Below are 21,678 nucleotides of genomic sequence, written 5' to 3'. Positions count from 1 at the left end.
TCTTGATGAGCCTGTCTTCATGCGCCGCGCGCTGAACGCCATCTGAGCGATGTCCTCACCCCCCTGAGCACCAAAACAGGTCCAACACCCATAAACCACCTAGCGTGGCGACGTGACCGAGCCACGACAGAGTCCGGAAGGACCGCCCACCGCACCGGGCGCACCCCCGGGGGCCCTCGGCCCGCGGGAGACCTCCGGCCGCCAGGAGACCCCTGGCGTCGTGCGCCGCCGCGCTTCGCTCGCCGGCGCCGTCGTCTCGGTAGTGCTGATCATCGCGATCGTCTTCGGCAGCCGGCTCCTCACGGACTTCGACTCCGCCCTCCTCCCGTACGCCGTGGCCACGGTCTTCCTCGCCTTCGGCATCACCTACCGCTACACGGTCTGGATCTCCTCTCCCGGTGCCCGCCGGCTCTTCCGCCAGGGATGGCGCAGCTTCTTCTCGGCCGGCAACTTCCGCAGGGCCCCCACCGCGGTGCCGAGGATGATCGCCACCTGTCTCGGCTTCCAGAAGTTCCTCGGCGCCCGCTCCCACGCCCGCTGGGCCGCCCACCAGCTGATCTTCTGGGGCTGTGTCCTCGCCGCGCTGATCACCTTCCCGCTCTCCTGGGGCTGGTTCACCTTCACCTCGTCCACCGGCTCGGGCTCCGGCTACGAGATGCGGATCTGGGGGCTCAAGGTCCTCGGGTTCGACTCGCTCAGCTTCTTCGGCTGGGCCATGTTCCACGGCCTCGACCTCGCCGCCGTGCTCGTCATCGCCGGCGCCACGTACTTCCTGTGGCGGCGGATGAAGGCCACGTCGTGATCCGTGAGGAACTCGACGACGAAAGCTTCATCACCGCGCATGCCACCGGCTGGGAAGCGGTCCGCGAGAAAGCCGCCGAGTATCCCCCCGAGCGGGCCGCGGAGATCTGCGGCATCCCGGAGCGGCAGATCGTCCAGGTCGCCCGGGTGTTCGCCCGCGCCCCCAGGGCCATGGCCTGGCACGCCCGGGGCATCGAGCACCACTCGCAGGGCGTCGAGAACTGTCTCTCCGTCATCAATCTCTGCGTCGCCACCGGCAACATCGGCAAGCCCGGTGCCGGATACGCACCATCACCGGCCAGGGCAACGGCCAAGGCGGCCGCGAACACGGCCAGAAGTCCGACCTCCTCCCAGGTGGCCGCTCGATCACGAACGACGAGCACCGGCGGCAGATCTGCGAGATCTGGGGGATCGACGAGTCCGAACTCCCGCCCGCCGGCACTTCGATGATGGAAAGTGATCGTCATCGAGGAGGTGGACGGCAGCGTCTGGGCGGTCGGCACCACCCGCTCCGGCGAGACCCTCCAGGAAGGCCTGTGCCGGCAACTCCTCAAGGACCGCCCGGACATGGCGGCCAGGCTCGGCTGTCCGGGCGCAGTTCCCGGCGCCGCGGAGAGGGCAACCCACACATGACCCCTCCTGAGCAGCCCCCCGGCAGCCCCGCGCCGCCGCCGCGGCCCCCTTACCGTCCCGGCAGTGCCCAGCCCCGGCTGAACCGGCCCGTCCGCGAGCGCTATCCGCAGGTCCGCCCCACCAGTGGCTACGGCGACCCGCGGGTCCGGCACACCGGACCGGGCCCGGGGGCCGGATCCGAGCAGGAACCCGAACGCTCCTCGAAGCTCACCGCACGCCTGGCCCTGGTCCTCTCCGTCGTCGTCGGCCAGCTCTGGGGGCTGACCGTCATCGTCGACGAGTGGATGAAGGGGGACACCGGTACCGCCTGGTGGGGTGCTGGGTTCCTCGTGCTGTCGTTCCTGGTGGTCCTCGGCCTCTGGCTGGTCGATCCGCAGGACCGGTGACCCCTGCTGCCCCCGGCGTAGTCTTGACGCATGAGCACCGCCCCCACCCCCGGACCGCGCGATGCGGAGGAGCCCCGGCAGCAGCCGTTTCCTACGCCGGCGCTGATCTTCGACGATCCGCTGGACCAGCAGTCCTCGGACGATACGGACCGCGGGTGGGGCGAGCGGCCTCCGAGCAGCGGCGACAGCGCCGCGGATCTCGCGCGCTTCCTCGACGAGAAGCCGCCGCACCACCTCTGACTCCGACCGCCCGCCCGTGAGGCAAGGACGTTCCGCAGCCCGGTTCCTGCGCGTTCCCGCGCTCGCGTGCGTGTCAGCACAGCGTCACCGCCAGACGGGACGTCGCTCCCGCGCCGGCCAGTGCCGCCGCGACGGGGCGGGGGACCGACAGCACAATCAACGCACCTCCGTCAGGGAAAGCCTCGCCGTCCACGAGAGCATCGCCGTCCGGGACAGCCTCGCTGCCGGGATCCGGGAAGGCCGGGCCGTCCGGGAAAGCCCCTCGGTCTCGGGAAGCCTCTCCGCCGCGGGAAGCCGTTCCTTCCGGGGGAGCCGTGTCGTCCGGCGTCTCGAGGTCCGGAGAACTCCTGCGAGCCCCGGGAACTTCTGCCACCCGGGCGCCCGTCGCGACGATGTGCGCCTCGGAGCCCGCGCCCATCGGGGAGTCGGCGGTCGCGATCACGTCCACACGGTCGCCCGGCTCCAGCAACCGGACCGTCTCCGCGTCCGCGATACGCACCGGCGCGGACACGATGTCCACCGGCCCCGAGGCGTGCCGGGGCAGCGCGCCCGGCTCATCCCGCGCCCCCGCGTCGACCGGGGCGCGCGGCCCCCATGCGGCCAGCGCCGCAGCCGACACGGCCAGCCCGGCCGCCAGTGCGCGCCGCCTGCGCCGCATCACGCGCCGCAGCCTCATCCGCTGCCAGTGGTGCCCGCCCCGCACCCTCAGCGGGGCGAACGCAGGCACCCCGCGCGGCTCCGGGGCGGGTGCCGCAGGAAGGGCCATCGGCCCGGAAAGTGCATGTCCGCAGGAAGAGAGCGTCGGCATCGTCGTGACCGCCTGTCGTGAGTCGTGGGAGTCGTAGAACACGTAGGTGGCGCAGGTGTCGTGCGAGCGGCGCGAGCCGCAATCGGCTCCCACCGAACGCCCACACGCACCGCACGCACCTCACGATCCCCGCTCACGCGCCGCCCCGCTCGGCCCTGTGGACAGTCCCCGGCTTGTGGACAACTGGCTCACCCCGACGGGTGGTCGGCACCGTCAGGCGGTGCCTCGTCCCCGCTGCGCAGCTCGGCGACGGCATCCCGCTGGGCATCCCTACGGCAACTCCGACAGGCCAGCCCGCTACGGCCTCCCCGCTACGTCATCCCCGACGTAGCGTCCCCGCTGCGGCAGCTCGGCTACGGCAGCGTTATTCCCGTCTCCAGCCCGTTCAGCGCGCTCCTGCACAGGCAGTCGCGCTCCCCGTTCGCCGGCAGCCCGGCCACCGTGTCGAAGAGCACGTCCCGCAGTCGGTCGACATTTGCGGCGAAGACCTTCAGGACCTCCTCGTGGGAGACGCCCTGACCCGTCTCGGCCCCCGCGTCGAGGTCCGTCACCAGCGTCATCGACGTGTAGCAGAGCTCCAGCTCACGGGCGAGCGCGGCCTCGGGGTGCCCGGTCATCCCGACCACGGACCAGCCCATCGCCGCGTGCCAGCGCGACTCGGCGCGGGTCCCGAAGCGCGGGCCCTCGACCACGACCAGCGTCCCGCCGTCGACCGGCTCCCAGTCCCGCCCGCGCGCCGCAGCCAGCGCCACCGAGCGCCCCGACGGGCAGTACGGGTCGGCCAGCGACACATGGACGACCTTCGGCACCTCCCCGTTCGCCAGCGGCTCACCGTCGTAGAACGTGTCGGCGCGGGCCTTCGTACGGTCGACCAGCTGGTCCGGGACGAGCAGGGTGCCCGGCCCGTACTCCACACGCAGCCCGCCCACCGCGCACGGCCCCAGCACCTGCTGCACACCGACGGACCGCAGGGCCCACAGATTGGCGCGGTAGTTGATGCGGCTCGGAGGGAGGCGGTGATCACGTCCGTGCCGGGGGAGGAACGCGACCCGGCGGCCGGCGATCTCGCCGAAGAACAGGGAATCGCTGGGGCTGCCGTACGGCGTAGGTACCTCGACTTCGGTCACGTTCTTCAGGAACGAGTAGAAACCCGAGCCACCGATCACACCGATTTCCGCGCGCTGCGCGCTCTCTGCGTTGGCCATGGCGATCACAGTAGCCGCGCCCGAACTGGCGCCGGAATACGCCCAGGGGCCCCACCGTCCGAAGACGGTGGGGCCCCTGGCAAGCGAGGATCAGGCAGCCGTCGTACCGCTGCTGGAGGAGCTCGAGGAGCTCGACGCCGCCGGCTTCGAGTCCGACGAAGACGACTTCGTGCTCGCGGACGACGCCGACGACGAGGACGAGGTCGCGGACGAGGTCGACGACCCGGCGGACGCGGACGACGACGGCGTGCTGCTCGACGACGCACCACGGCTGTCGTTCCGGTAGAAGCCGGAGCCCTTGAAGACAATGCCGACGGCCGAGAACACCTTCTTGAGGCGCCCTTGGCAGCTCGGGCATACGGTCAGGGCATCGTCGGTGAACTTCTGCACCGCCTCGAGGCCCTCGCCGCACTCGGTGCACTGGTACTGGTAGGTCGGCACTTGTCTTCCTCCTGGCACTCTCACTCGATGAGTGCTAACGACGGTCCATAGTGACGTATTCCGCCGGATCAGTCCACCGTCACGGGCACTCGGTGACCGATACCACGTGCGACCGTCCGGCTCTGCGCGCGCGGCGCGAGTCGCGACCGCAGGGCCAGCAGCGTGACCAGAGCCAGCGCGGTGCCCACCAGCGGCACCAGGAATCCGGCGCTCGCGCCATGTGCGTCGGCCAGCCGTCCGGCGACCGTCACCGCACCCGCCTGGCCCAGCGCCACGGCGCCGGTCAGCCAGGTGAAGGCCTCGGTACGGGCCGACGCCGGCACCAGCGGCTCGACCAGCGTGAAGCCGCTGATCAGCGCGGGCGCGATGCATACGCCCACGACCAGACCCAGTGCGCCGAGCAGCACCACGGAGTGCGCCGCCCACAGCAGGGACGCGGCGACCGTCAGGCCCGCGTAGCCGAGCACCAGACGACGGCGGGGACCGGACTTCCAGGCGATGGCGCCGACGGCGATGCCCGCCAGCATGTTGCCGGCCGCGAAGAGCCCGTACAGCAGTCCGTTCATGCCGGGCTGCCCGATCTCCTCGGTGAACGCGGTCAGCGAGACCTGCATGCCGCCGAAGACCGAGCCGATGCCCAGGAAGGCCACGGCCAGGACCCGTACACCGGGCACGGAGAGCGCGGAGGTGTGTTCCGTGCGCTCATGAGCAGCCGGACGTCCGTACGCGGGCTGCGTGCGGCGCTGGGCCGCGAACAGCAGACCGCCGGCCAGCGTGAGCCCCGCCTCGGCGATCAGACCGGCGGCCGGGTGGACGCCGGTGCACAGGGCGGTGGCCAGGACCGGCCCGACCACGAAGGTGAACTCGTCGGTCACCGACTCGAAGGCCGCGGCCGTCGGCATCAGCGGCGAGCCCCCGAGCCTTGCCGCCCAGCGGGCCCGCACCATGGGGCCGATCTGCGGGACGGAGGCGCCGGTCGGCACGGCCGCCGCGAAGAGCGCCCACAGGGGAGCGCCCGCGAGCGCCAGCGCGGTCAGCGCGCTCACGGAAGCGGCGTGCACGAGGACGCCGGGGATCAGGACGGCGCGCTGGCCGAAGCGGTCGGCGAGCTTTCCGCTCTGGGGGGCGAAGAGCGCCATGGAGACACCGGTGACGGCGGCGACGGCGCCGGCGCTCCCGTACGAACCGGTGGTGTGCTGCACGAGCAGGACGATGCCGATGGTGAGCATCGCGAACGGCTGCCGGGCAGCGAATCCGGGAAGCAGGAACGTCCAGGCTCCAGGGGTGCGGAGCAGCTGTCCGTAGCCAGGGCGCCGTCCGGACGTGCCGGAGCCGGATGCCCCGGAGCCGGATGCCCCAGTGCTGGAGGTGCCGGAGCTGGAGGTGCCGGAGCCGGACGTGTCAGAAGACGTGCCAGAAGCGACCGTGGACGCCACGGCCCTTGCCTTTCTGCCGCCTGGTAGCGCTCCCCTGGGTGTCGGGAGCCGCCGAGAGCTGTCCTCTTGCGCGGAACTGCGGTAGATACCGGGACCCACTGAGGGGGGACACTCGGCCGCCATACGGTCGCGCCAGCTCTGCGTCAGGCAGAGTTGGTCGATCAGTGTGCCTTCATGGTACAGGGGTGGAGCGTGCCCCACCTGTGAAATTGCCGACGCACCCAGATCTGTACCTGTGATTAACCGGCGGTTCGCTTCCCGTGTCTTCCGGAGCCCTGGATTCCCCGGGTCCCCCGGTCCCCCGGTCCCCGGGTCCCCCGGTCCCCCGGTCCCCGGGTCCCCCGGTCCCCCGGTCCCCGGGTCCCCCGGTCCCCCGGTCCCCGGGTCCCCGGGTCCCCGTGTCGGTCCGCGCAGTCTCAGGAGCCCCTGGTCCCTCCAGCGCCCCTGGAGCCCCCGGTCCTCCTTGTCCCCCCGGTCCCGAGCCACCCCGCAAGCTTTCCGCCCTGGCCCACCGCCCGCAGTCGCGCCTCGGCCGCGTCCCGTACCGGATCCGTCGCCACCACCAGCAGCTCGTCGCCGCGCCGCAGCACGGTCGAGGGCAGCGGCACGAAGCTCTTGCCCTCGCGTACGACGAGCGTGACCGCGGCCCCGGCGGGCAGCCGCAGCTCCGCGACCTCCACGCCGTGCATCCGGGACCCGTCCGGGATCGCGACCGACAGCAGGTGTCCGCGCAGCCGCTCCAACGGGGCCGACTCGATACCCAGGTCCGCCGCCTCGGGGCCCTCGCCGAGCCGTAGCGCCTTCGCCACCCAGGGCAGCGTCGGCCCCTGTACCAGTGTGTAGACGACGACCAGCACGAAGACGATGTTGAAGATCCGCTCGCTGCCCGGGATGTGCGGCACCAGGGGAATGGTCGCCAGAATGATGGGTACCGCGCCGCGCAACCCCGCCCACGACATCAGGGCCTGCTCCTGCCAGGGCATACGGAACGGCAGCAGGCTGACGACGACCGACAGTGGCCGCGCCACCATCGTCAGCACCAGCCCGATGATCACCGCCGGCCAGAAGTCGTGCACCAGCTCGCTCGGGGTCACCAGCAGGCCCAGCAGGACGAACATGCCGATCTGGGCGATCCAGCCGAGACCGTCCGCGAATCCGCGGGTGGCCGGCCAGTGCGGAAGCTTGGCGTTCCCGAGCACCATGGCGGCGAGGTAGACGGCGAGGAAGCCGCTGCCATGGGCGATGGCGCCGGCCGCGTACGCCGTCACGGCGATCGCCATGACCGCGATCGGGTACAGACCCGAAGCGGGCAGTGCCACATGGCGCAGCCCGAACGAGCCGAGCCAGCCGACCGCGAGTCCGATGGCCGCGCCGATCGCGAGCTCCAGGATGATTTTGCCGACAAGGACGTACCAATCGCCCACCGGGCCGGCTGTCGAGAACGCGACGACCAGGATGACGACGGGGGCGTCGTTGAAGCCCGACTCGGCCTCGAGCACGCCTGTGATGCGGGAGGGCAGCGGCACCTTCCGCAGGACGGAGAAGACTGCGGCGGCGTCCGTCGAGGAGACGACCGCGCCGATGATGAGCGCCGGCCGCCAGTCCAGTCCGACCAGATAGTGCGCTCCTGCCGCGGTGACGCCCACGCTCACGGCGATGCCGACGGTCGACAGTGCGACCGCCGCGGGCAGCGCCGGTTTGATCTCCTTCCACTTGGTGCCCAGGCCACCTTCGGCCAGGATCACCACAAGTGCGGCATAGCCGATCACCTGCGTCAGTGCGGCATTGTCGAACTTGACGTGGAAGATGCCGTCCTGCCCGATGGCGATCCCGATGCCCAGATAGAGCAGCAGGCTCGGGAGCCCGCTTCGCGAGGAGACGCGCACCGCCGCGACGGCGATGAGCAGGACGAGCGAGCAGATGAGCAGGAGTTCATTGAGCTGGTGGACAGTCAGCGGCCGATCCTTCCCCTCGCATTTGCTGCCGGACAGTTCCTCCGGCACGCGACACTTCGTTACCTTACCTAATCTTTAACGACTTCTTTACGTCGGCTCGATTTGGTCGATCTTCAGTTCGAGTGACGGTTATCGGTATCGCGTTACTGATACCGCGTCCGGACGCGTTTCGCGCTGCGCCTATGGTTGCTCCAGCACTCCCAGGACCACCCTGCCCCTCGAAGGACAGCGATGCCCGCCAACACAAGCGCCCCTTCCGCCGAGAAGCCCGGCAAGAAGAAGGGGAGACGCGCCCGTCTGATCGTGCTCGCCCTGGTGCTGGCGCTCGTCGCGGGTGTGGGCTGCGGCGCCTACTGGGGCGTCAGCACCGTTCGCGCCTCCTTCCCCCAGACCACCGGGACGATCACGCTCAAGGGGCTGTCGGGCCCCGTCGACGTCAGGCGTGACGGGAACGGCATCCCCCAGATCTACGCCAACAGCAACGAGGACCTGTTCCGCGCCCAGGGCTTCGTCCACGCGCAGGACCGCTTCTGGGAGATGGACGTACGGCGCCATGTGACCGCGGGGCGGCTGTCCGAGATGTTCGGCTCGGGGCAGGTCGAGACGGACGCGTTCCTGCGCACGCTCGGCTGGCGCCGTGTGGCGCAGCAGGAGTACGACGAGCAGCTTTCGGCCGAGACCAAGAAGAACCTCCAGGCGTACGCGGACGGCGTCAACGCCTATCTCTCGGGTCGCGACGGCAAGGACATCTCCGTCGAGTACGCCGCTCTCGGCTTCACCAACGACTACCGGCCCGAGAAGTGGACGCCGGTCGACTCGGTGGCCTGGCTCAAGGCGATGGCCTGGGACCTGCGCGGCAATATGCAGGACGAGATCGACCGTTCGCTGATGACCAGCAGGCTGAGCGAAAAGCAGATCAAGGAGCTGTACCCGGCCTACCCGTACGACCTGCACCAGCCGATCGTCCAGCGCGGCGGCGTGAACACCGACGCGAAGAAGTGGGACCCGGCCGCCGATTCGTCGTCGTCCTCCTCTTCCTCTTCCTCGTCGGCGGGCGGGTCCGCGGGCAATGGCTCGGGCGGTGGCTCGGGCGGTGGTGACCAGGGCTTCCAGACCCAGCTCGCGGGTCTCTCCGGTGCCCTCGACCAGATCCCGGCGCTGCTCGGCCCCAACGGCGACGGCATCGGCTCCAACTCCTGGGTCGTCTCCGGCCGCTACACGACGACCAGCAAGCCGCTGCTCGCCAACGACCCGCACCTCGCGCCGCAGCTGCCCTCCCTGTGGACCCAGATGGGCCTGCACTGCCGTGAAGTCTCCGCCAAGTGCGACTACGACGTCGCCGGCTACACGTTCTCCGGCATGCCCGGCGTGATCATCGGCCACAACCAGGACATCGCCTGGGGCTTCACCAACCTCGGCGCCGATGTCACCGACCTCTACCTGGAGAAGGTCTCCGACACCGGGTACCTGTCCGGCAGCAGGACCAAGCCGTTCAAGGTGCGCGACGAGACCATCAAGGTCGCGGGCGGTGCCAGCAAGACCATCACGGTCCGGGAGACCGACCACGGACCTCTGGTCTCCGACCGCAACAACGAGCTGGAGCGGGTCGGCGAGCGGGCGCCCGTCAGCAACTCGACCCCCTCCCCCGACCGCGGCCACGGCTACGGTGTGGCGCTGCGCTGGACCGCCCTGGACCCGGGCAAGTCCATGGACGCGGTGTTCGAACTCAACCGCGCGAAGGACTTCAAGGGCTTCCAGGCCGCCGCGAAGAACTTCGAGGTCCCTTCCCAGAACCTGATCTACGCCGACGTCAAGGGCAACATCGGCTACCAGGCGCCGGGGAAGATCCCGGTCCGCGCCAAGGGCTTCGACGGCTCGATGCCGGTCCCGGGCTGGAACCCGACGTCCGACTGGAAGGGGTTCATCCCCTTCGAGGAGCTGCCGTTCGAGTACAACCCGAAGCGCGGCTACATCGTCACCGCCAACCAGTCCGTCGTGGATGCCGGCAAGTACCCGTACCTGATCACCAAGGACTACGGCTACGGCTCTCGCAGCCAGCGCATAAACGACCTCATCGAGTCGAAGACCAAGGACGGCGGGAAGATCTCGACGGACGACATGCGCACCATGCAGATGGACAACAGCAGCGAGATCGCGAAGCTGCTCACGCCCTATCTGCTGAAGATCGACATCTCCGACCCGTACGTCCGCGAGGCGCAGAAGCTGCTGGAGGGCTGGGACTACACCCAGGAGCCGGACTCCGGGGCCGCGGCCTACTTCAACGCGGTCTGGCGCAACGTCCTCAAGCTCGCCTTCGGCAACAAGCTGCCCAAGGAGCTGCGCGTCGAGGGCGAGTGCCTCAACGTCCGTCCCGCCGACAGCACGGGCCCGGTCGACGATCTGGACCGGTTGGTGCGCGAGTGCGGCCAGCGGGACGCCGAGTCGGCCCAGCCCGACGGCGGCGACCGCTGGTACGAGGTGGTCCGAGGGTTGCTGAAGAACGAGACCAGCGAGTGGTGGCAGGCCCCGCCGAGCCGTAAGGCGCCCGGCAGCGCGACCCGTGACGACCTGCTCAAGCGGGCCATGGAGGACGCCCGCTGGGAGCTCACCGCCAAGCTCGGCAAGGACGTCTCCAGCTGGAGCTGGGGCCGGCTGCACCAGCTGACGCTGAAGAACCAGACGCTGGGCACCTCGGGGCCCGGCGCCCTCCAGTGGATGCTCAACCGCGGTCCGTGGAACCTGGGCGGCGGTGAGGCCGCGGTCAATGCGACCGGTTGGAACGCGGCGGGCGGCTACGACGTGATCTGGGTCCCGTCGATGCGGATGGTCGTCAATGTCGGCGACTGGGACAAGTCCCGCTGGATCAATCTGACCGGCGCTTCGGGGCACGCCTACAACGCGCACTACACCGACCAGACCGACATGTGGGCCAAGGGCGAACTGCTCGACTGGGCCTACGGCCGGCAGGCGGTGGCGGCCGCGACGAAGGACACCCTGGTGCTCAAGCCGTAATCCGCTGCTCCGGGCCGATGGTGCTCCGGGCCGATGCTGTTCCGGGCCGATGCTGCTCCAGGCTGACGCTGCTCCGGGCCGGTGTTGCTTCGGGCTGGTGTCGTGCAGCGCGCCGTCAGGCCGTGAAGCGACGGACGCCCTCCGGCGTCACCACCGCGTGTACGGGGTGGTCGTGCGGTTCCTCCGGGACCCGCGCGACCACCTCGTTCGCGTACAGGAGCACCACCAGGGCGGGGCTCGCGGAGGCCGCTTCGAGGCGGGCGAGGACCCGGTCGTACGAGCCGCCGCCGCGGCCGAGCCGCATACCGCGCTCGTCCACCGCGAGCCCGGGCAGCAGTACCGTGTCCGCCTCCAGTACCGCCCGGTGGCCGAGCCGCGGCCCGTCCGGCTCCCGCAGGCCGCGCCGCGCGGGCACCAGGTGCTCAGATCCCTCGTACACCGCCCAGTCGAGATCGTTGTCGTCCAGGAGCACCGGGAGGAGCACCCGTACCCCCCGGGCACGCAGCGCGTCGAGCAGCGCGCGGGTACCCGGCTCGCGCCCCACCGACACATAGGCGGCTACCGTACGGGCGGTGGCGAGTTCCGGAAGCTCGAGCGCGCGCCGTGCGAGAACCGTGGAGGCCTCCAGGACGTCTTCGGGTGACAGTAGGCGTCGTGCGTCGAGCAGTTCACGCCGTACCGCGTTCTTTCCGGACATGTCGGTACCCACAGCAACCTCACAAATCCCAGCCAATACGCCTTTATGAGAAGAAAGTTAACCGGAGGCTAATCTTCCGCCCATACGCAACGGATATGGTGCTCCGCATGACTGAGTCGCACCCCAGGATCAGCAAGGCTGTCATCCCCGCCGCAGGCCTCGGAACCCGGTTCCTGCCCGCAACGAAAGCCACTCCCAAAGAGATGCTGCCTGTCGTCGACAAGCCCGCCATCCAGTACGTCGTGGAAGAAGCGGTGGGCGCCGGTCTCTCCGACGTCCTCATGGTCACCGGACGCAACAAGCGCCCCCTCGAGGACCACTTCGACCGCAACTACGAGCTGGAGGAGGCGCTGACCCGCAAGGGGGACGCCCAGCGGCTCGCCAAGGTCCAGGAGTCCAGCGACCTCGCCACCATGCACTACGTGCGCCAGGGCGACCCGAGGGGCCTCGGCCACGCCGTCCTGTGCGCCGCCCCGCACGTCGGTGACCAGCCCTTCGCGGTGCTCCTCGGTGACGACCTGATCGATCCGCGCGATCCGCTGCTCTCGCGCATGGTCGAGATCCAGGAGCGCGAGGGCGGCAGCGTCATCGCCCTGATGGAGGTCGAGCCCTCCCAGATCCACCTCTACGGCTGCGCGGCCGTCGAGGCCACCGGCGAGGACGACGTGGTCAAGGTGACCGACCTGGTCGAGAAGCCCGACCCGGCCGAGGCGCCCAGCAACTACGCGATCATCGGCCGGTACGTCCTCGACCCGGCCGTCTTCGAGATACTCCGCAAGACCGAGCCGGGCCGCGGCGGCGAGATCCAGCTCACCGACGCCCTCCAGAAGCTCGCCGCCGACGAGAAGGTCGGCGGACCCGTGCACGGGGTCGTTTTCAAGGGCCGCCGCTATGACACCGGCGACCGCGGCGACTACCTGCGTGCCATTGTCAGACTCGCATGCGAACGTGAAGACCTGGGCCCGGACTTCCGAGCCTGGCTTCGCCGCTACGTCGCCGAGGAGATGTAGCACTTGAGCAGCACGGGAGAAGTGGCACATTGAGCAGCACGGCAACACCCGGCGCGGGCTCCGACGCGGGTCCGGGCCCGGACCTGTCCACCCGGTCGCCCGGCACGTCCGCCGGTGCCTCCTCCCCGGCCGACCTGGCCGGTGGCACGTCGGCCGCGGACGCCTCGGGCGGTGACACGTCGGCCGGTGGCGCCTCGCCCGCAGGCGACCCGGTCGCGGACGCCTCGGCCGCAGCCGACCCGGCCGGTGACACGTCGGCCGCCGCCGATGCCTCGCCCGGCGACGCCTCGGCCCGTGGCACCTCGTCCGGCGATGCCTCGCCCGGAGACACCTCGGCTGGTGACCCGGCGGCCGGTGACACGGCGGCCGGCGAAGCCCCGTCCGGTGACACGGCGCCCGGCGGCCGGCCGTCCCTCTGGTCGGTGGACGAGCACCTGGAAGACATCCTCGGCGCGATCCACCCGCTCGAACCGATCGACCTGCAGCTGCCCGACGCCCAGGGCTGCGTCCTCGTCGAGGACGTCACCGTCCAGGTCGCCCTGCCGCCGTTCGACAACAGCTCGATGGACGGGTACGCGGTCCGGGTCGCCGACGTCGCGAGCGCGAGCGAGGAGTTCCCCGCGGTCCTCACGGTCATCGGCGACGTCGCCGCCGGCAGCGGCGGGCTCACCGGTGGCGGAGAGGTCGGCCCCGGACAGGCGGCCCGGATCATGACCGGCGCGCCCCTCCCGCCCGGCGCCGAGGCGGTCGTCCCCGTCGAGTGGACCGACGGCGGCAGCGGCGCGGGAGCGGCCACGACCATGCGGCCCGCCGGTGCCGCCCCCGAGGGCGCGAGCGGCGAGATCCGGGTGTACCGGCCGGTCGAGCCCCGTGCGCACGTCCGCGCGCGCGGCAGCGACGTCCAGGCCGGCGATCTCGCCCTGGCGGCGGGCACCGTCCTCGGCCCGCCGCAGATCGGCCTGCTGGCCGCCATCGGCCGCGGCACCGTGCGCGTGCGCCCCCGTCCACGCGTCGTGGTCCTCTCCACCGGCAGCGAACTGGTCCAGCCCGGCGAGGAATTGAGCGAGGGCCAGATCTACGACTCGAACAGCTTCACGCTCACCGCGGCCGCCCGTGACGCCGGAGCCATCGCCTACCGGGTGGGCGCAGTCACCGACGACGCCGCCGAGCTGCGCGCCACCATCGAGGACCAGCTGATCCGTGCCGATCTGCTCGTCACCACGGGCGGCGTCAGCGTCGGCGCGTACGACGTCGTCAAGGAGGCCCTCTCCTCCGTGGGCGACGAGGACGAGCCCGGCAGCGGGATCGACTTCCGCAAGGTCGCCATGCAGCCGGGCAAGCCGCAGGGATTCGGCTCGATCGGCCCGGACCACACGCCGCTGCTCGCCCTGCCGGGCAACCCCGTCTCCTCGTACGTCTCGTTCGAGCTGTTCGTACGCCCCGCGATCCGTGCTCTGATGGGCCTGAAGGATGTCCACCGCCCGCGCGTGCGCGCCGGGCTGCGCACCACCGGCAAGGCAGTGTCGTCGCCCGCCGGGAAGCGCCAGTTCCTGCGTGGTGCCTACGATGCGGAAGAGGGCACCGTCACCCCTGTCGGCGGCAGCGGATCCCATCTGATCGCCGCCCTCGCACAGGCGAACGCGCTCATCGTGGTCCCCGAGGACGTCACCTCCGTGGAGTCGGGCACCGAGACGGAGGTGGTCCTGCTCGGGTGAGTGCTGTGCCGTGGCGGTACCGTGTCTGACCACACAGTGACCGGGAGCCACAGCAATGAGCGCGCAGCAAGGACTCACCCACATCGACGAGGCAGGCGCGGCCCGCATGGTCGACGTCTCCGGGAAGGACGTCACCGCGCGCACCGCCCGTGCGAGCGGCCGGGTCCTGGTCTCGCCGCGCGTCGTCGAGCTGCTGCGGGGCGAGGGGGTGCCCAAGGGAGACGCCCTCGCCACCGCCCGTATCGCGGGCATCATGGGCGCGAAGCGCACCCCCGACCTGATCCCGCTCTGCCACCCGCTCGCGGTCTCCGGGGTGAAGCTGGACCTGTCCGTGGCCGACGACGCCGTAGAGATCCTCGCGACGGTGAAGACCACGGACCGCACGGGCGTCGAGATGGAGGCCCTGACCGCGGTCTCCGTGGCCGCGCTCACCGTCGTCGACATGGTCAAGGCGGTCGACAAGGCAGCCGTCATCTCCGACATCCGGGTGGAGGAGAAGACCGGCGGCAAGTCCGGCGACTGGTCGCGCACGGAGGCCGGGCAGTGAGCCCGCGCGGTGGCGAGGTCCACAGCCACGCCCACGGAGCGCCGCCCCCGCCGGAGGAGCCCGTCCGCCCGGCGCGGCGCGCCCTGGTCGTGACCGCCTCCAACCGTGCCTCCGCCGGTGTGTACGAGGACAAGGGCGGACCGCTCCTCGCCGAGGGTCTCGCGGGCATGGGCTTCGCGGTCGACGGCCCCCGGGTGGTCCCGGACGGCGACCCGGTCGAGGCAGCCCTGAGGGACGGGGTGGCCGCGGCGTACGACGTCATCCTGACCACCGGCGGCACCGGCATCTCGCCCACGGACCGCACGCCCGACGTCACCCGCCGGGTCCTCGACTACGAGATCCCCGGCATCCCGGAGGCGATCCGCGCGTACGGACTGGCGAAGGTCCCCACGGCCGCGCTGTCCCGGGGCCTCGCGGGCGTCGCGGGCCGCACGCTGATCGTCAACCTTCCCGGGTCGTCGGGCGGGGTCCGTGACGGGCTCGCGGTCCTGGCCCGGCTGCTGCCCCACGCCGTCGACCAGATGCACGGCGGCGACCATCCCAGACCGGCGGACCCTGCTGCCCCTGCCGGCGCCACGGGGAGTTCCCACTGAACGCACCCTTCTGGCCCGTGGTCCTGACGGACGGTGACGTCACCCTCCGCCCGATAAGGCTGCGCGACCAACGAGCGTGGCGCGAGGTGAACCGGCGCAACCGGGAATGGCTTCGCCCCTGGGAGGCGACCATCCCGCCGCCCGCGCCCGGCGGCCCGATCGCCCAGCGCCCCACGTACCGCCAGATGGTCCGCCATCTGCGGGCCGAGGCCAACGCCGGGCGGATGCTTCCGTTCGTCGTCGAGTACCAGGGAGTGCTCGTCGGCCAGCTGACCGTCGCCGGGATCACCTGGGGCTCGATGTGCTCGGGCCATGTCGGCTACTGGGTCGACCGTGATGTCGCGGGCCGCGGGGTGATGCCGACGGCCGTCGCACTCGCCGTCGACCACTGCTTCAGGACCGTCGGGCTGCACCGCATCGAGGTCTGCATTCGCCCCGAGAACGCGCCGAGCCGCAGAGTCGTCGAGAAACTCGGATTCCGCGAAGAGGGACTGCGCCCCCGTTATCTCCACATCGACGGTGCCTGGCGGGACCATCTGGTGTTCGCGCTCACAGCCGAGGAGGTCCCGGAGGGCCTGCTGCGCCGCTGGCACCAGGCACGACCCGCACGGCATGAGAAATAAAATAATTGTTCGAATTCGATCGACGCTCGATCACGCAGTGATCTGAAGAATCACAAAAAAAGTCAGTGATATCAGCCAGATCGTGCGACACACCGGGCCAATTGGCCGATGCCCTCGTGCGAACCCCTCTACGGTGTGAAGCGTGAGCAGCAGCGGCCTCATCTACGCAGTCATCGTCGGGGCCTGGGCCGCCTACTTGGTGCCGATGTGGCTCCGCAGGCAGGACGAGCTCAACGAGGCCCGTCCGACGGAACGCTTCAGCACCGCCATCCGGCTGCTGTCCGGACGGGCGGGAATGGAGCGCCGGTACGCCAAGGAGCTGCGGGAGCGCACCGCGGAGGACGAGGCGCCCGCCGACGCCGACCCGGATGCCGAGACGGACCGATTCAGTTCCGTCGACGTCCGGGAGTTCGCCGCGCCTCCGGCGCGTACCGAGGCCCGGCTCGAGGTGCCGGCCGCGGTGCCGGCGCAGGTGCCGGCGCGCAAGGAGCGTGCCCCGCGGCCCGACGGCTCTGCGGCCGCCGCGCGTGCCCGGCGCTCGAAGGTCCTCGCCCGCCGTCGGCGCACCACCGTGATCCTCTTCCTCGCCTTCACCCTCGGCGCGATCGTCGCCGCGGTCGGCGGGCTCGGCTTCCTCTGGGCGCCCGGCGTCCCGGCGGTCCTGCTCAGCGCGTACATCGTGCATCTGCGCGCGAAGGAGCGGCGCCGCTTCATGTACGTCATGGACCGGCGTCGAGCGGAGGCGGCGGCGCAGCGTCTGCGCGAGAACCGCCCGCGCCGCCAGCCGGACGCCGCCGCGGAACCGGCCGGGGAGCCCCAGGACCGCCCCGAGCCGGAACCCTCCCCGAGACTTCGTCCGGGGGGACCCCCACCCGCGGTCTCCCCGCAGGAGGCCGGCCGCCGCGCCCTCGTCGAGCAGACCGACCACGCGGAGTGGGTCGACCAGCAGCGCGACCCCGGCCCCGCCCGCGGCGACAGCTGGGACCCGGTCCCGGTCCCACTCCCCACGTACGTCACCGCCCCGGTCGCCCCTCGCGCCACCAGCGGCATCGATGTCACGGACCCGGAGACCTGGAGCTCGGCCCGTTCCTCCACGGCCGAACCCACCCCGCCCGCCCCGCCGCGCCAGCGCACCACCCCACCCCGCCGCACTCGTGACCACGGCCGCACCCCGCTCTTCGACCAGTACGCGGACGAGGACCGGCCCCGCGCGGCCAACGAGTGAGGCCCTCGGCGCGAGCGGCGCCGGGCCTGCGGAACACCGGCGCGGCTGACCAGCGAGGAACGGATTTCCAAGCACCCCGATCGGGATGCTAAGGTTTCACTCGTTGCAAGGGCCTGTGGCGCAGACTGGTAGCGCACCTCGTTCGCATCGAGGGGGTCAGGGGTTCAAATCCCCTCAGGTCCACAACAGGTCAGAGCCCCTGTCGGAGAGATCCGGCAGGGGCTTTGTCGTGCCGTACAGCAGCGAAGTACAGACGGTGACCGTGATGGCGGCCGGCAGGTCTGGGCGGCCCGGGGCGGGGCGGGGCGGTGTTTCGGGTTCCCGATGCCGGTCTCTTCGCTCTTGAGGCGCCGTGGATCCCGGGCGAGACGGAGCGGGGCGAGTACCAGCGGGTGGGCCAGGTGCTGCAGCGGCTCGGCGATCGGTCGTCCGGAGTGGACGTCCGAGTCGCTTGTCTTCGCACCACACGATGACCACCGGTGGCCGCAGCCGTCCCTGCACCAACCCCCGCAGCCTGATCACGAACTACGGCCGGAGTGCGGGGGAGTTGACCAAAGCCGCAGGTCTGACCGGCTGTTGTAGAAGTCTACGAAGAGACTGCGGGCGCTTTCATGTCTTTTACTCCTGGCTGACTCCGGTCGGTTGGCTGTGTACTCCTCGGACAAGTTCCAAAGGAGCAAGGCAAGTTGCCGCCAAGCAAGGGATGAGGCGCCGTGGACTTCCTCCAACCTGCCGCATGGGGGAAGCGTCGGTCGCAAAGGCCCAGCAGCCGGACGTGTCGCCGATCGCGGGCGGTACCGGTGTGATGGTCGAGCCGATGCCGGCATCCCCTGTGGGCCGGATCCGGCCCGAGGACATGCCGGGTCTGCTCGAGGCCGGACAGGCGGTACGGGATGCGGTCTGTTCGACGAAGAAGCAAGTCCTGGTGGCAGCGCTGATCTGAAGGCGGCACCAGCGAGCCCCACGTGTTGTCCCGGGTGCGGTGTCCCGCACGGGCAGCGCATCCGGAAAGTCCCCACCCGTCTCCAAAAGGAGTGACCATGACCACGCACACCCAGGACACGAGCGTCCAGGAGTCCGAGCGCGCCTGGATGGAGCAGGCGATCAGGTTGGCCACCAACAGCGTGTCGAACGGCGGCGGTCCGTTCGGCGCACTGGTCGCCAAGGACGGCGAGGTCGTCGCGATCGGGAACAACCAGGTCACCTCGACCCTGGACCCGGTGGCGCACGCCGAGGTGAGCGCGATGCGTGCCGCCTGCAAGAAGCTGGACACCTTCTCGCTCGAGGGCTGCGTCCTGATCACCTCGTGTGAGCCGTGTCCGATGTGCCTTTCCGCCGCCCTGTGGGCGCGAGTCGACCGGCTCGTCTACTCCGCCGATCGGCACGATGCCGCGGTGGCCGGTTTCGACGACCGCAAGTTCTACGACCTGTTCGAGAAGAAGCCCGCGTCGATGTGGCCGATGGCGGTCGAGCATCTGGACCTGCCGAACCGTACGGCGCCGTTCGACGCGTGGCTGGCCAAATCCGACCGCGTCGACTACTGAGAAGGAGTTCTCGTGGAGGTCAAGCGGAAGCACAGGATGCACCACTCGACGATCCTCGACGCCGATCCGGACACCGTCCGGGCCGAGGTCCGCGACCCCATGAAGCTGGTGAAGATCGTGTCCGGGCCTGCGGTGAAGGATGTGAGCTGGGCCGAAGGCGGCGCGGTCGAACGGGTGCCGTCGCGGTACGACTTCACGCTGGTGTTCAACGAAAGCCTCGTCCAGCAGGAGGTCGCCGGACGCAACGAGGTGGCGGGGAGCTGTTGATCCGGCACGCGCGGACGCGCCGCCCCGAGCACCTCGCGGTGCTGGAGCGGCGCGTGCTGCGGGCGGCCGGGGACCGGCTCAGCCGGTGATGGCCGGCCGGTGAGGATCAGTTGGTGAGGATGCCCGGGTCGGACAGGCCCGGGGCGCCGGTCTCGACGTGGCCCGCGAAGCGGCGGAGGAAGTCGGCCGACGTGGTGGAGGTGACCGTCACGTCGTACCAGTTGCGGCAGGCGGCCAGGTCGACCGAGTGCGTGACGGTCGTGCCCTTGCGGACCGTGAAGGTCTGGGTGGAGCCGCAGTAGGCGTTGGTGACGGTGAGCCGGGCGTCGCCGGTGGCGGCGTTGCTGAAGGTCAGGTCGAGGTTGCCGGTGGTCGCGTTGTGGCGGGCGGTGACCTCGGGGCCTGCGGTCTTGCCGGGGTTGCGGAAGCGGCTCAGGAAGCCGTTCGGGCCGTGGACGGTCAGGTCCGTGACGCCCTTCGAGTACTTGGTGTTCCAGCTGTCCGCGATCGACTTGCCCGCCTCGGTCGTGTACGTCCAGGGCGCGTCGGAGCGGTTCGCCGAGGTGACGTAGAACTGGGCGCCTGCGGCCTGCCCGCCGCTGAAGGTGAGCCGGTACTTGCCGGTGGCGATGTCCGCGGAACCGTCCACGTACGGCGCGTACTTGAGCGGACGGGTCGGCTTGCTGCCCGGCTCCTGGCGGGGCATCGTGCCGACGGCCGGGGCGGGGGCCAGGAAGTCGGGGTGGCGCTCGCGGTCCGGCGGGTAGTACCCGGCGGTCGGCGGCAGTGCGGCCGGCGTCGTCTCCGTACGCGCGAAGTCGAAGGCGGAGGTCAGGTCGCCGCAGACGGCACGCCGCCAGGGCGATATCTGGGGCTCCTGCACGCCGAAGCGGCGCTCCATGAAGCGGACGATCGAGGTGTGGTCGAAGGTCTCGGAGCAGGTGTAGCCGCCGGTGCTCCAGGGGGAGACGACGAGCATGGGCACGCGGGGGCCGAGGCCGTACGGTCCGGCGACATAGCCCGCCTTGCCCGGGAAGTAGTCCAGCGTCGTCGGGGTCGTGGACAGACCCTGGGCCGCCCCGGACGGCGCGTACGGCGGCACGATGTGGTCGAAGAAGCCGTCGTTCTCGTCGTAGGTGATGAAGAGGGCGGTACGGGCCCACACGTCGGGGTTCGACGTCAGGGCGTCCAGCACCTGCGCGATGTACCAGGCGCCGTAGTTGGACGGCCAGTTGGAGTGCTCGGAGAAGGCCTCGGGGGCGGCGATCCAGGAGACCTTGGGCAGACGGCCCGCCTGGACGTCGGCGCGGAGTATGTCGAAGAAGCCGTCGCCGTTCTTGGCGTCGGTGCCGGTGCGGGCCTTGTCGTACAGCGGGTTGCCGGGCTGGGCGTTGCGGTACTTGTTGAAGTACAGCAGGGAGTTGTCGCCGTAGTTGCCGCGGTAGGCGTCGTTGATCCAGCCCCACGATCCGGCGGCGTCGAGGCCGTCGCCGATGTCCTGGTAGATCTTCCAGGAGACTCCGGCCGCTTCGAGGCGCTCGGGGTAGGTGGTCCAGTCGTACCCGGCCTCGGCGTTGTTGAGGACCGGGCCGCCGCCCGTGCCGTCGTTGCCGGTGTGGCCCGTCCACATGTAGTAGCGGTTCGGGTCGGTGGAGCCGATGAAGGAGCAGTGGTACGCGTCGCAGATGGTGAAGGAGTCGGCGAGCGCGTAGTGGAAGGGGATGTCGTCGCGGGTCAGGTACGCCATGGTGGTGGCGGTCTTCGCGGGCACCCACTGGTCGTACTTGCCCTGGTTGAAGGCCTTCTGGCCGCCTGCCCAGTCGTGGTTGAGGCCCTGGAGGAACTCCATGCCGAGGTCGTCGCCCGGGGGCCGGAACGGCAGGGTCACCTTCTTGCCGTCCGCCTGGTTCCAGACGGACTTGCCGCTGGGCAGGGTGACCGGGCGGGGGTCGCCGAAGCCGCGTACGCCCTTCATCGCACCGAAGTAGTGGTCGAAGGAGCGGTTCTCCTGCATCAGGACGACGATGTGCTCGACGTCCTGGATGGTGCCGGTGCTGCCCTGGGCGGGAATGGCGGCGGCCCGGGCGATGCTGTCGGACAGCATGGTGAGCGCGGTGGCGCCTCCGGCCAGTTGCAGGAAGCGGCGGCGGTTGAGTTCTGCCATGGCGAGTCGACCTCTGCGGGTGAGGGGGCTGGCGGGGGGCGTCCCAAGCGCAACGTGTATGGACAACTTTCCGGCGGACGGCTCATGACTACCCGCGGTACAACCGGCGAACGCATCGGGTCGGCCGCTTTCCGCCCACCGGTGTCGGCCGGCCGGGGACCTGGCCGAGTGTCACAACACCACCTCCTGGTCGGCGACTTGGCACCGATCGGACCGGTGCGAGGTCGTGCGAGGTGACATACGGAGGGGCCACCCGGCCGGGGAGGACGGTCCCGGGGGGGGGGGGGGGGGGGGGGGGGGGGGGGGGGGGGGGGGGGGGGGGGGGTGGGGGGAGGGGGGGGGGGGGGGGGAGGGGAGGGGGGGGGGTGTGGGGGGA

The 21,678-nt window shown here is 70.7% G+C and carries 19 protein-coding genes, 1 tRNA gene and 3 pseudogenes; 16 read left to right on the top strand and 7 right to left on the bottom strand.

Features of this window, described 5'->3' with window-relative positions:
- Positions 1–112 precede the first annotated feature (112 nt).
- The 5 genes and pseudogenes from AC0699_RS25545 to AC0699_RS25525 all read left to right on the top strand — a co-directional run.
- A pseudogene (locus tag AC0699_RS25545) lies at positions 113–790 on the top strand (MFS transporter); the annotation flags it as partial.
- Positions 791–792: 2 nt separating this feature from the next.
- Positions 793–1,256: pseudogene (locus AC0699_RS25540) on the top strand (nitrite reductase); the annotation flags it as partial.
- A pseudogene (locus tag AC0699_RS25535) lies at positions 1,255–1,434 on the top strand ((2Fe-2S)-binding protein); the annotation flags it as partial. The pseudogenes AC0699_RS25540 and AC0699_RS25535, both read left to right, overlap by 2 nt.
- Positions 1,431–1,820, top strand: a complete 390-nt coding sequence (locus tag AC0699_RS25530) for a hypothetical protein (RefSeq protein ID WP_478664434.1) — start codon at positions 1,431–1,433, stop codon at positions 1,818–1,820. The pseudogene AC0699_RS25535 and the gene AC0699_RS25530, both read left to right, overlap by 4 nt.
- 30 nt (positions 1,821–1,850) lie before the next feature.
- Positions 1,851–2,060 carry a hypothetical protein gene (locus tag AC0699_RS25525; RefSeq protein ID WP_478664331.1) on the top strand — a complete coding sequence of 70 codons (210 nt, stop codon included), beginning with the start codon at positions 1,851–1,853 and terminating at the stop codon, positions 2,058–2,060.
- 73 nt (positions 2,061–2,133) lie between these two features.
- On the opposite strand, the gene AC0699_RS25520 is transcribed toward AC0699_RS25525, so the two are convergent.
- The 5 genes from AC0699_RS25520 to AC0699_RS25500 form a co-directional block, all read right to left on the bottom strand.
- Positions 2,134–2,826 carry a hypothetical protein gene (locus tag AC0699_RS25520; protein ID WP_478664326.1) on the bottom strand — a complete coding sequence of 231 codons (693 nt, stop codon included), beginning with the start codon at positions 2,824–2,826 and terminating at the stop codon, positions 2,134–2,136.
- Positions 2,827–3,221: 395 nt separating this feature from the next.
- Positions 3,222–4,073 (bottom strand): S-methyl-5'-thioadenosine phosphorylase, encoded by an 852-nt coding sequence (locus AC0699_RS25515; protein ID WP_478664324.1) that lies wholly within the window; start codon positions 4,071–4,073, stop codon positions 3,222–3,224.
- A gap of 90 nt (positions 4,074–4,163) precedes the next feature.
- Positions 4,164–4,514 (bottom strand): FmdB family zinc ribbon protein, encoded by a 351-nt coding sequence (locus AC0699_RS25510; RefSeq protein ID WP_478664322.1) that lies wholly within the window; start codon positions 4,512–4,514, stop codon positions 4,164–4,166.
- A 68-nt stretch (positions 4,515–4,582) separates the two neighbouring features.
- Entirely contained in the window at positions 4,583–5,809 is a 1,227-nt protein-coding gene (locus AC0699_RS25505; RefSeq protein ID WP_478664431.1) for an MFS transporter, read from the bottom strand.
- Positions 5,810–6,366: 557 nt separating this feature from the next.
- Positions 6,367–7,953 carry a potassium/proton antiporter gene (locus tag AC0699_RS25500; protein ID WP_478664320.1) on the bottom strand — a complete coding sequence of 529 codons (1,587 nt, stop codon included), beginning with the start codon at positions 7,951–7,953 and terminating at the stop codon, positions 6,367–6,369.
- A 183-nt stretch (positions 7,954–8,136) separates the two neighbouring features.
- On the opposite strand from AC0699_RS25500, the gene AC0699_RS25495 reads away from it, so the two are divergent.
- On the top strand, positions 8,137–10,917 hold the full coding sequence (locus AC0699_RS25495) for a penicillin acylase family protein (RefSeq protein WP_478664317.1): 2,781 nt from the start codon (positions 8,137–8,139) through the stop codon (positions 10,915–10,917).
- A gap of 115 nt (positions 10,918–11,032) precedes the next feature.
- Here the strand turns inward: AC0699_RS25495 and AC0699_RS25490 are convergent, their stop codons facing one another.
- Positions 11,033–11,614, bottom strand: a complete 582-nt coding sequence (locus AC0699_RS25490) for a 5-formyltetrahydrofolate cyclo-ligase (RefSeq protein WP_469767184.1) — start codon at positions 11,612–11,614, stop codon at positions 11,033–11,035.
- Between the two features lie 107 nt (positions 11,615–11,721).
- Here AC0699_RS25490 and galU point away from each other — a divergent pair, with 107 nt between their 5' ends.
- The 10 genes from galU to AC0699_RS25440 all read left to right on the top strand — a co-directional run bounded on the left by galU (position 11,722) and on the right by AC0699_RS25440 (position 19,138).
- A complete protein-coding gene (gene galU, locus AC0699_RS25485; protein WP_469767185.1) occupies positions 11,722–12,624 on the top strand; it encodes a UTP--glucose-1-phosphate uridylyltransferase GalU in 903 nt (300 codons plus the stop codon).
- 422 nt (positions 12,625–13,046) lie between these two features.
- On the top strand, positions 13,047–14,339 hold the full coding sequence (gene glp, locus AC0699_RS25480; protein WP_478664429.1) for a molybdotransferase-like divisome protein Glp: 1,293 nt from the start codon (positions 13,047–13,049) through the stop codon (positions 14,337–14,339).
- Between the two features lie 55 nt (positions 14,340–14,394).
- Positions 14,395–14,886 (top strand): cyclic pyranopterin monophosphate synthase MoaC, encoded by a 492-nt coding sequence (gene moaC / locus AC0699_RS25475; protein WP_469767186.1) that lies wholly within the window; start codon positions 14,395–14,397, stop codon positions 14,884–14,886.
- Complete coding sequence (locus AC0699_RS25470; RefSeq protein WP_478664313.1) at positions 14,883–15,479, top strand: MogA/MoaB family molybdenum cofactor biosynthesis protein; 597 nt, start codon at positions 14,883–14,885, stop codon at positions 15,477–15,479. Before moaC ends, AC0699_RS25470 begins: the two co-directional genes overlap by 4 nt.
- A 17-nt stretch (positions 15,480–15,496) precedes the next feature.
- The gene (locus tag AC0699_RS25465; protein WP_478664310.1) at positions 15,497–16,102 is read left to right on the top strand and encodes a GNAT family N-acetyltransferase; all 606 of its coding nucleotides are present in this window, start codon (positions 15,497–15,499) and stop codon (positions 16,100–16,102) included.
- A gap of 142 nt (positions 16,103–16,244) precedes the next feature.
- Positions 16,245–17,327 carry a divisome protein SepX/GlpR gene (gene sepX / locus AC0699_RS25460; protein ID WP_478664307.1) on the top strand — a complete coding sequence of 361 codons (1,083 nt, stop codon included), beginning with the start codon at positions 16,245–16,247 and terminating at the stop codon, positions 17,325–17,327.
- A 109-nt stretch (positions 17,328–17,436) separates the two neighbouring features.
- Positions 17,437–17,510, top strand: a tRNA-Ala gene (locus AC0699_RS25455).
- A 553-nt stretch (positions 17,511–18,063) separates the two neighbouring features.
- Entirely contained in the window at positions 18,064–18,270 is a 207-nt protein-coding gene (locus AC0699_RS25450; RefSeq protein WP_478664304.1) for a hypothetical protein, read from the top strand.
- 97 nt (positions 18,271–18,367) lie between these two features.
- A complete protein-coding gene (locus AC0699_RS25445) occupies positions 18,368–18,871 on the top strand; it encodes a nucleoside deaminase (protein ID WP_478664302.1) in 504 nt (167 codons plus the stop codon).
- Between the two features lie 12 nt (positions 18,872–18,883).
- Positions 18,884–19,138, top strand: a complete 255-nt coding sequence (locus AC0699_RS25440; RefSeq protein WP_478664300.1) for a hypothetical protein — start codon at positions 18,884–18,886, stop codon at positions 19,136–19,138.
- Positions 19,139–19,244: 106 nt separating this feature from the next.
- On the opposite strand, the gene AC0699_RS25435 is transcribed toward AC0699_RS25440, so the two are convergent.
- A complete protein-coding gene (locus AC0699_RS25435) occupies positions 19,245–21,302 on the bottom strand; it encodes a phosphocholine-specific phospholipase C (RefSeq protein ID WP_478664298.1) in 2,058 nt (685 codons plus the stop codon).
- Between the last annotated feature and the right edge of the window lie 376 nt (positions 21,303–21,678).

It is taken from the genome of Streptomyces sp. NPDC043870, from assembly GCF_056435785.1.
Note: the sequence above shows the minus strand (reverse complement) of the source record. Positions and strands in the feature narration are given on the sequence as shown.

Excerpts from the sequence above, each read along its gene's own strand:
- AC0699_RS25530 (WP_478664434.1), top strand. The coding sequence starts at position 1,431 with ATGACCCCTCCTGAGCAGCCCCCCGGCAGCCCCGCGCCGCCGCCGCGG.
- AC0699_RS25525 (WP_478664331.1), top strand. The coding sequence starts at position 1,851 with ATGAGCACCGCCCCCACCCCCGGACCGCGCGATGCGGAGGAGCCCCGG.
- AC0699_RS25520 (WP_478664326.1), bottom strand. The coding sequence starts at position 2,826 with ATGGCCCTTCCTGCGGCACCCGCCCCGGAGCCGCGCGGGGTGCCTGCG.
- AC0699_RS25515 (WP_478664324.1), bottom strand. The coding sequence starts at position 4,073 with ATGGCCAACGCAGAGAGCGCGCAGCGCGCGGAAATCGGTGTGATCGGT.
- AC0699_RS25495 (WP_478664317.1), top strand. The coding sequence starts at position 8,137 with ATGCCCGCCAACACAAGCGCCCCTTCCGCCGAGAAGCCCGGCAAGAAG.
- AC0699_RS25490 (WP_469767184.1), bottom strand. The coding sequence starts at position 11,614 with ATGTCCGGAAAGAACGCGGTACGGCGTGAACTGCTCGACGCACGACGC.
- galU (WP_469767185.1), top strand. The coding sequence starts at position 11,722 with ATGACTGAGTCGCACCCCAGGATCAGCAAGGCTGTCATCCCCGCCGCA.
- moaC (WP_469767186.1), top strand. The coding sequence starts at position 14,395 with ATGAGCGCGCAGCAAGGACTCACCCACATCGACGAGGCAGGCGCGGCC.
- AC0699_RS25450 (WP_478664304.1), top strand. The coding sequence starts at position 18,064 with ATGGGGGAAGCGTCGGTCGCAAAGGCCCAGCAGCCGGACGTGTCGCCG.
- AC0699_RS25445 (WP_478664302.1), top strand. The coding sequence starts at position 18,368 with ATGACCACGCACACCCAGGACACGAGCGTCCAGGAGTCCGAGCGCGCC.
- AC0699_RS25435 (WP_478664298.1), bottom strand. The coding sequence starts at position 21,302 with ATGGCAGAACTCAACCGCCGCCGCTTCCTGCAACTGGCCGGAGGCGCC.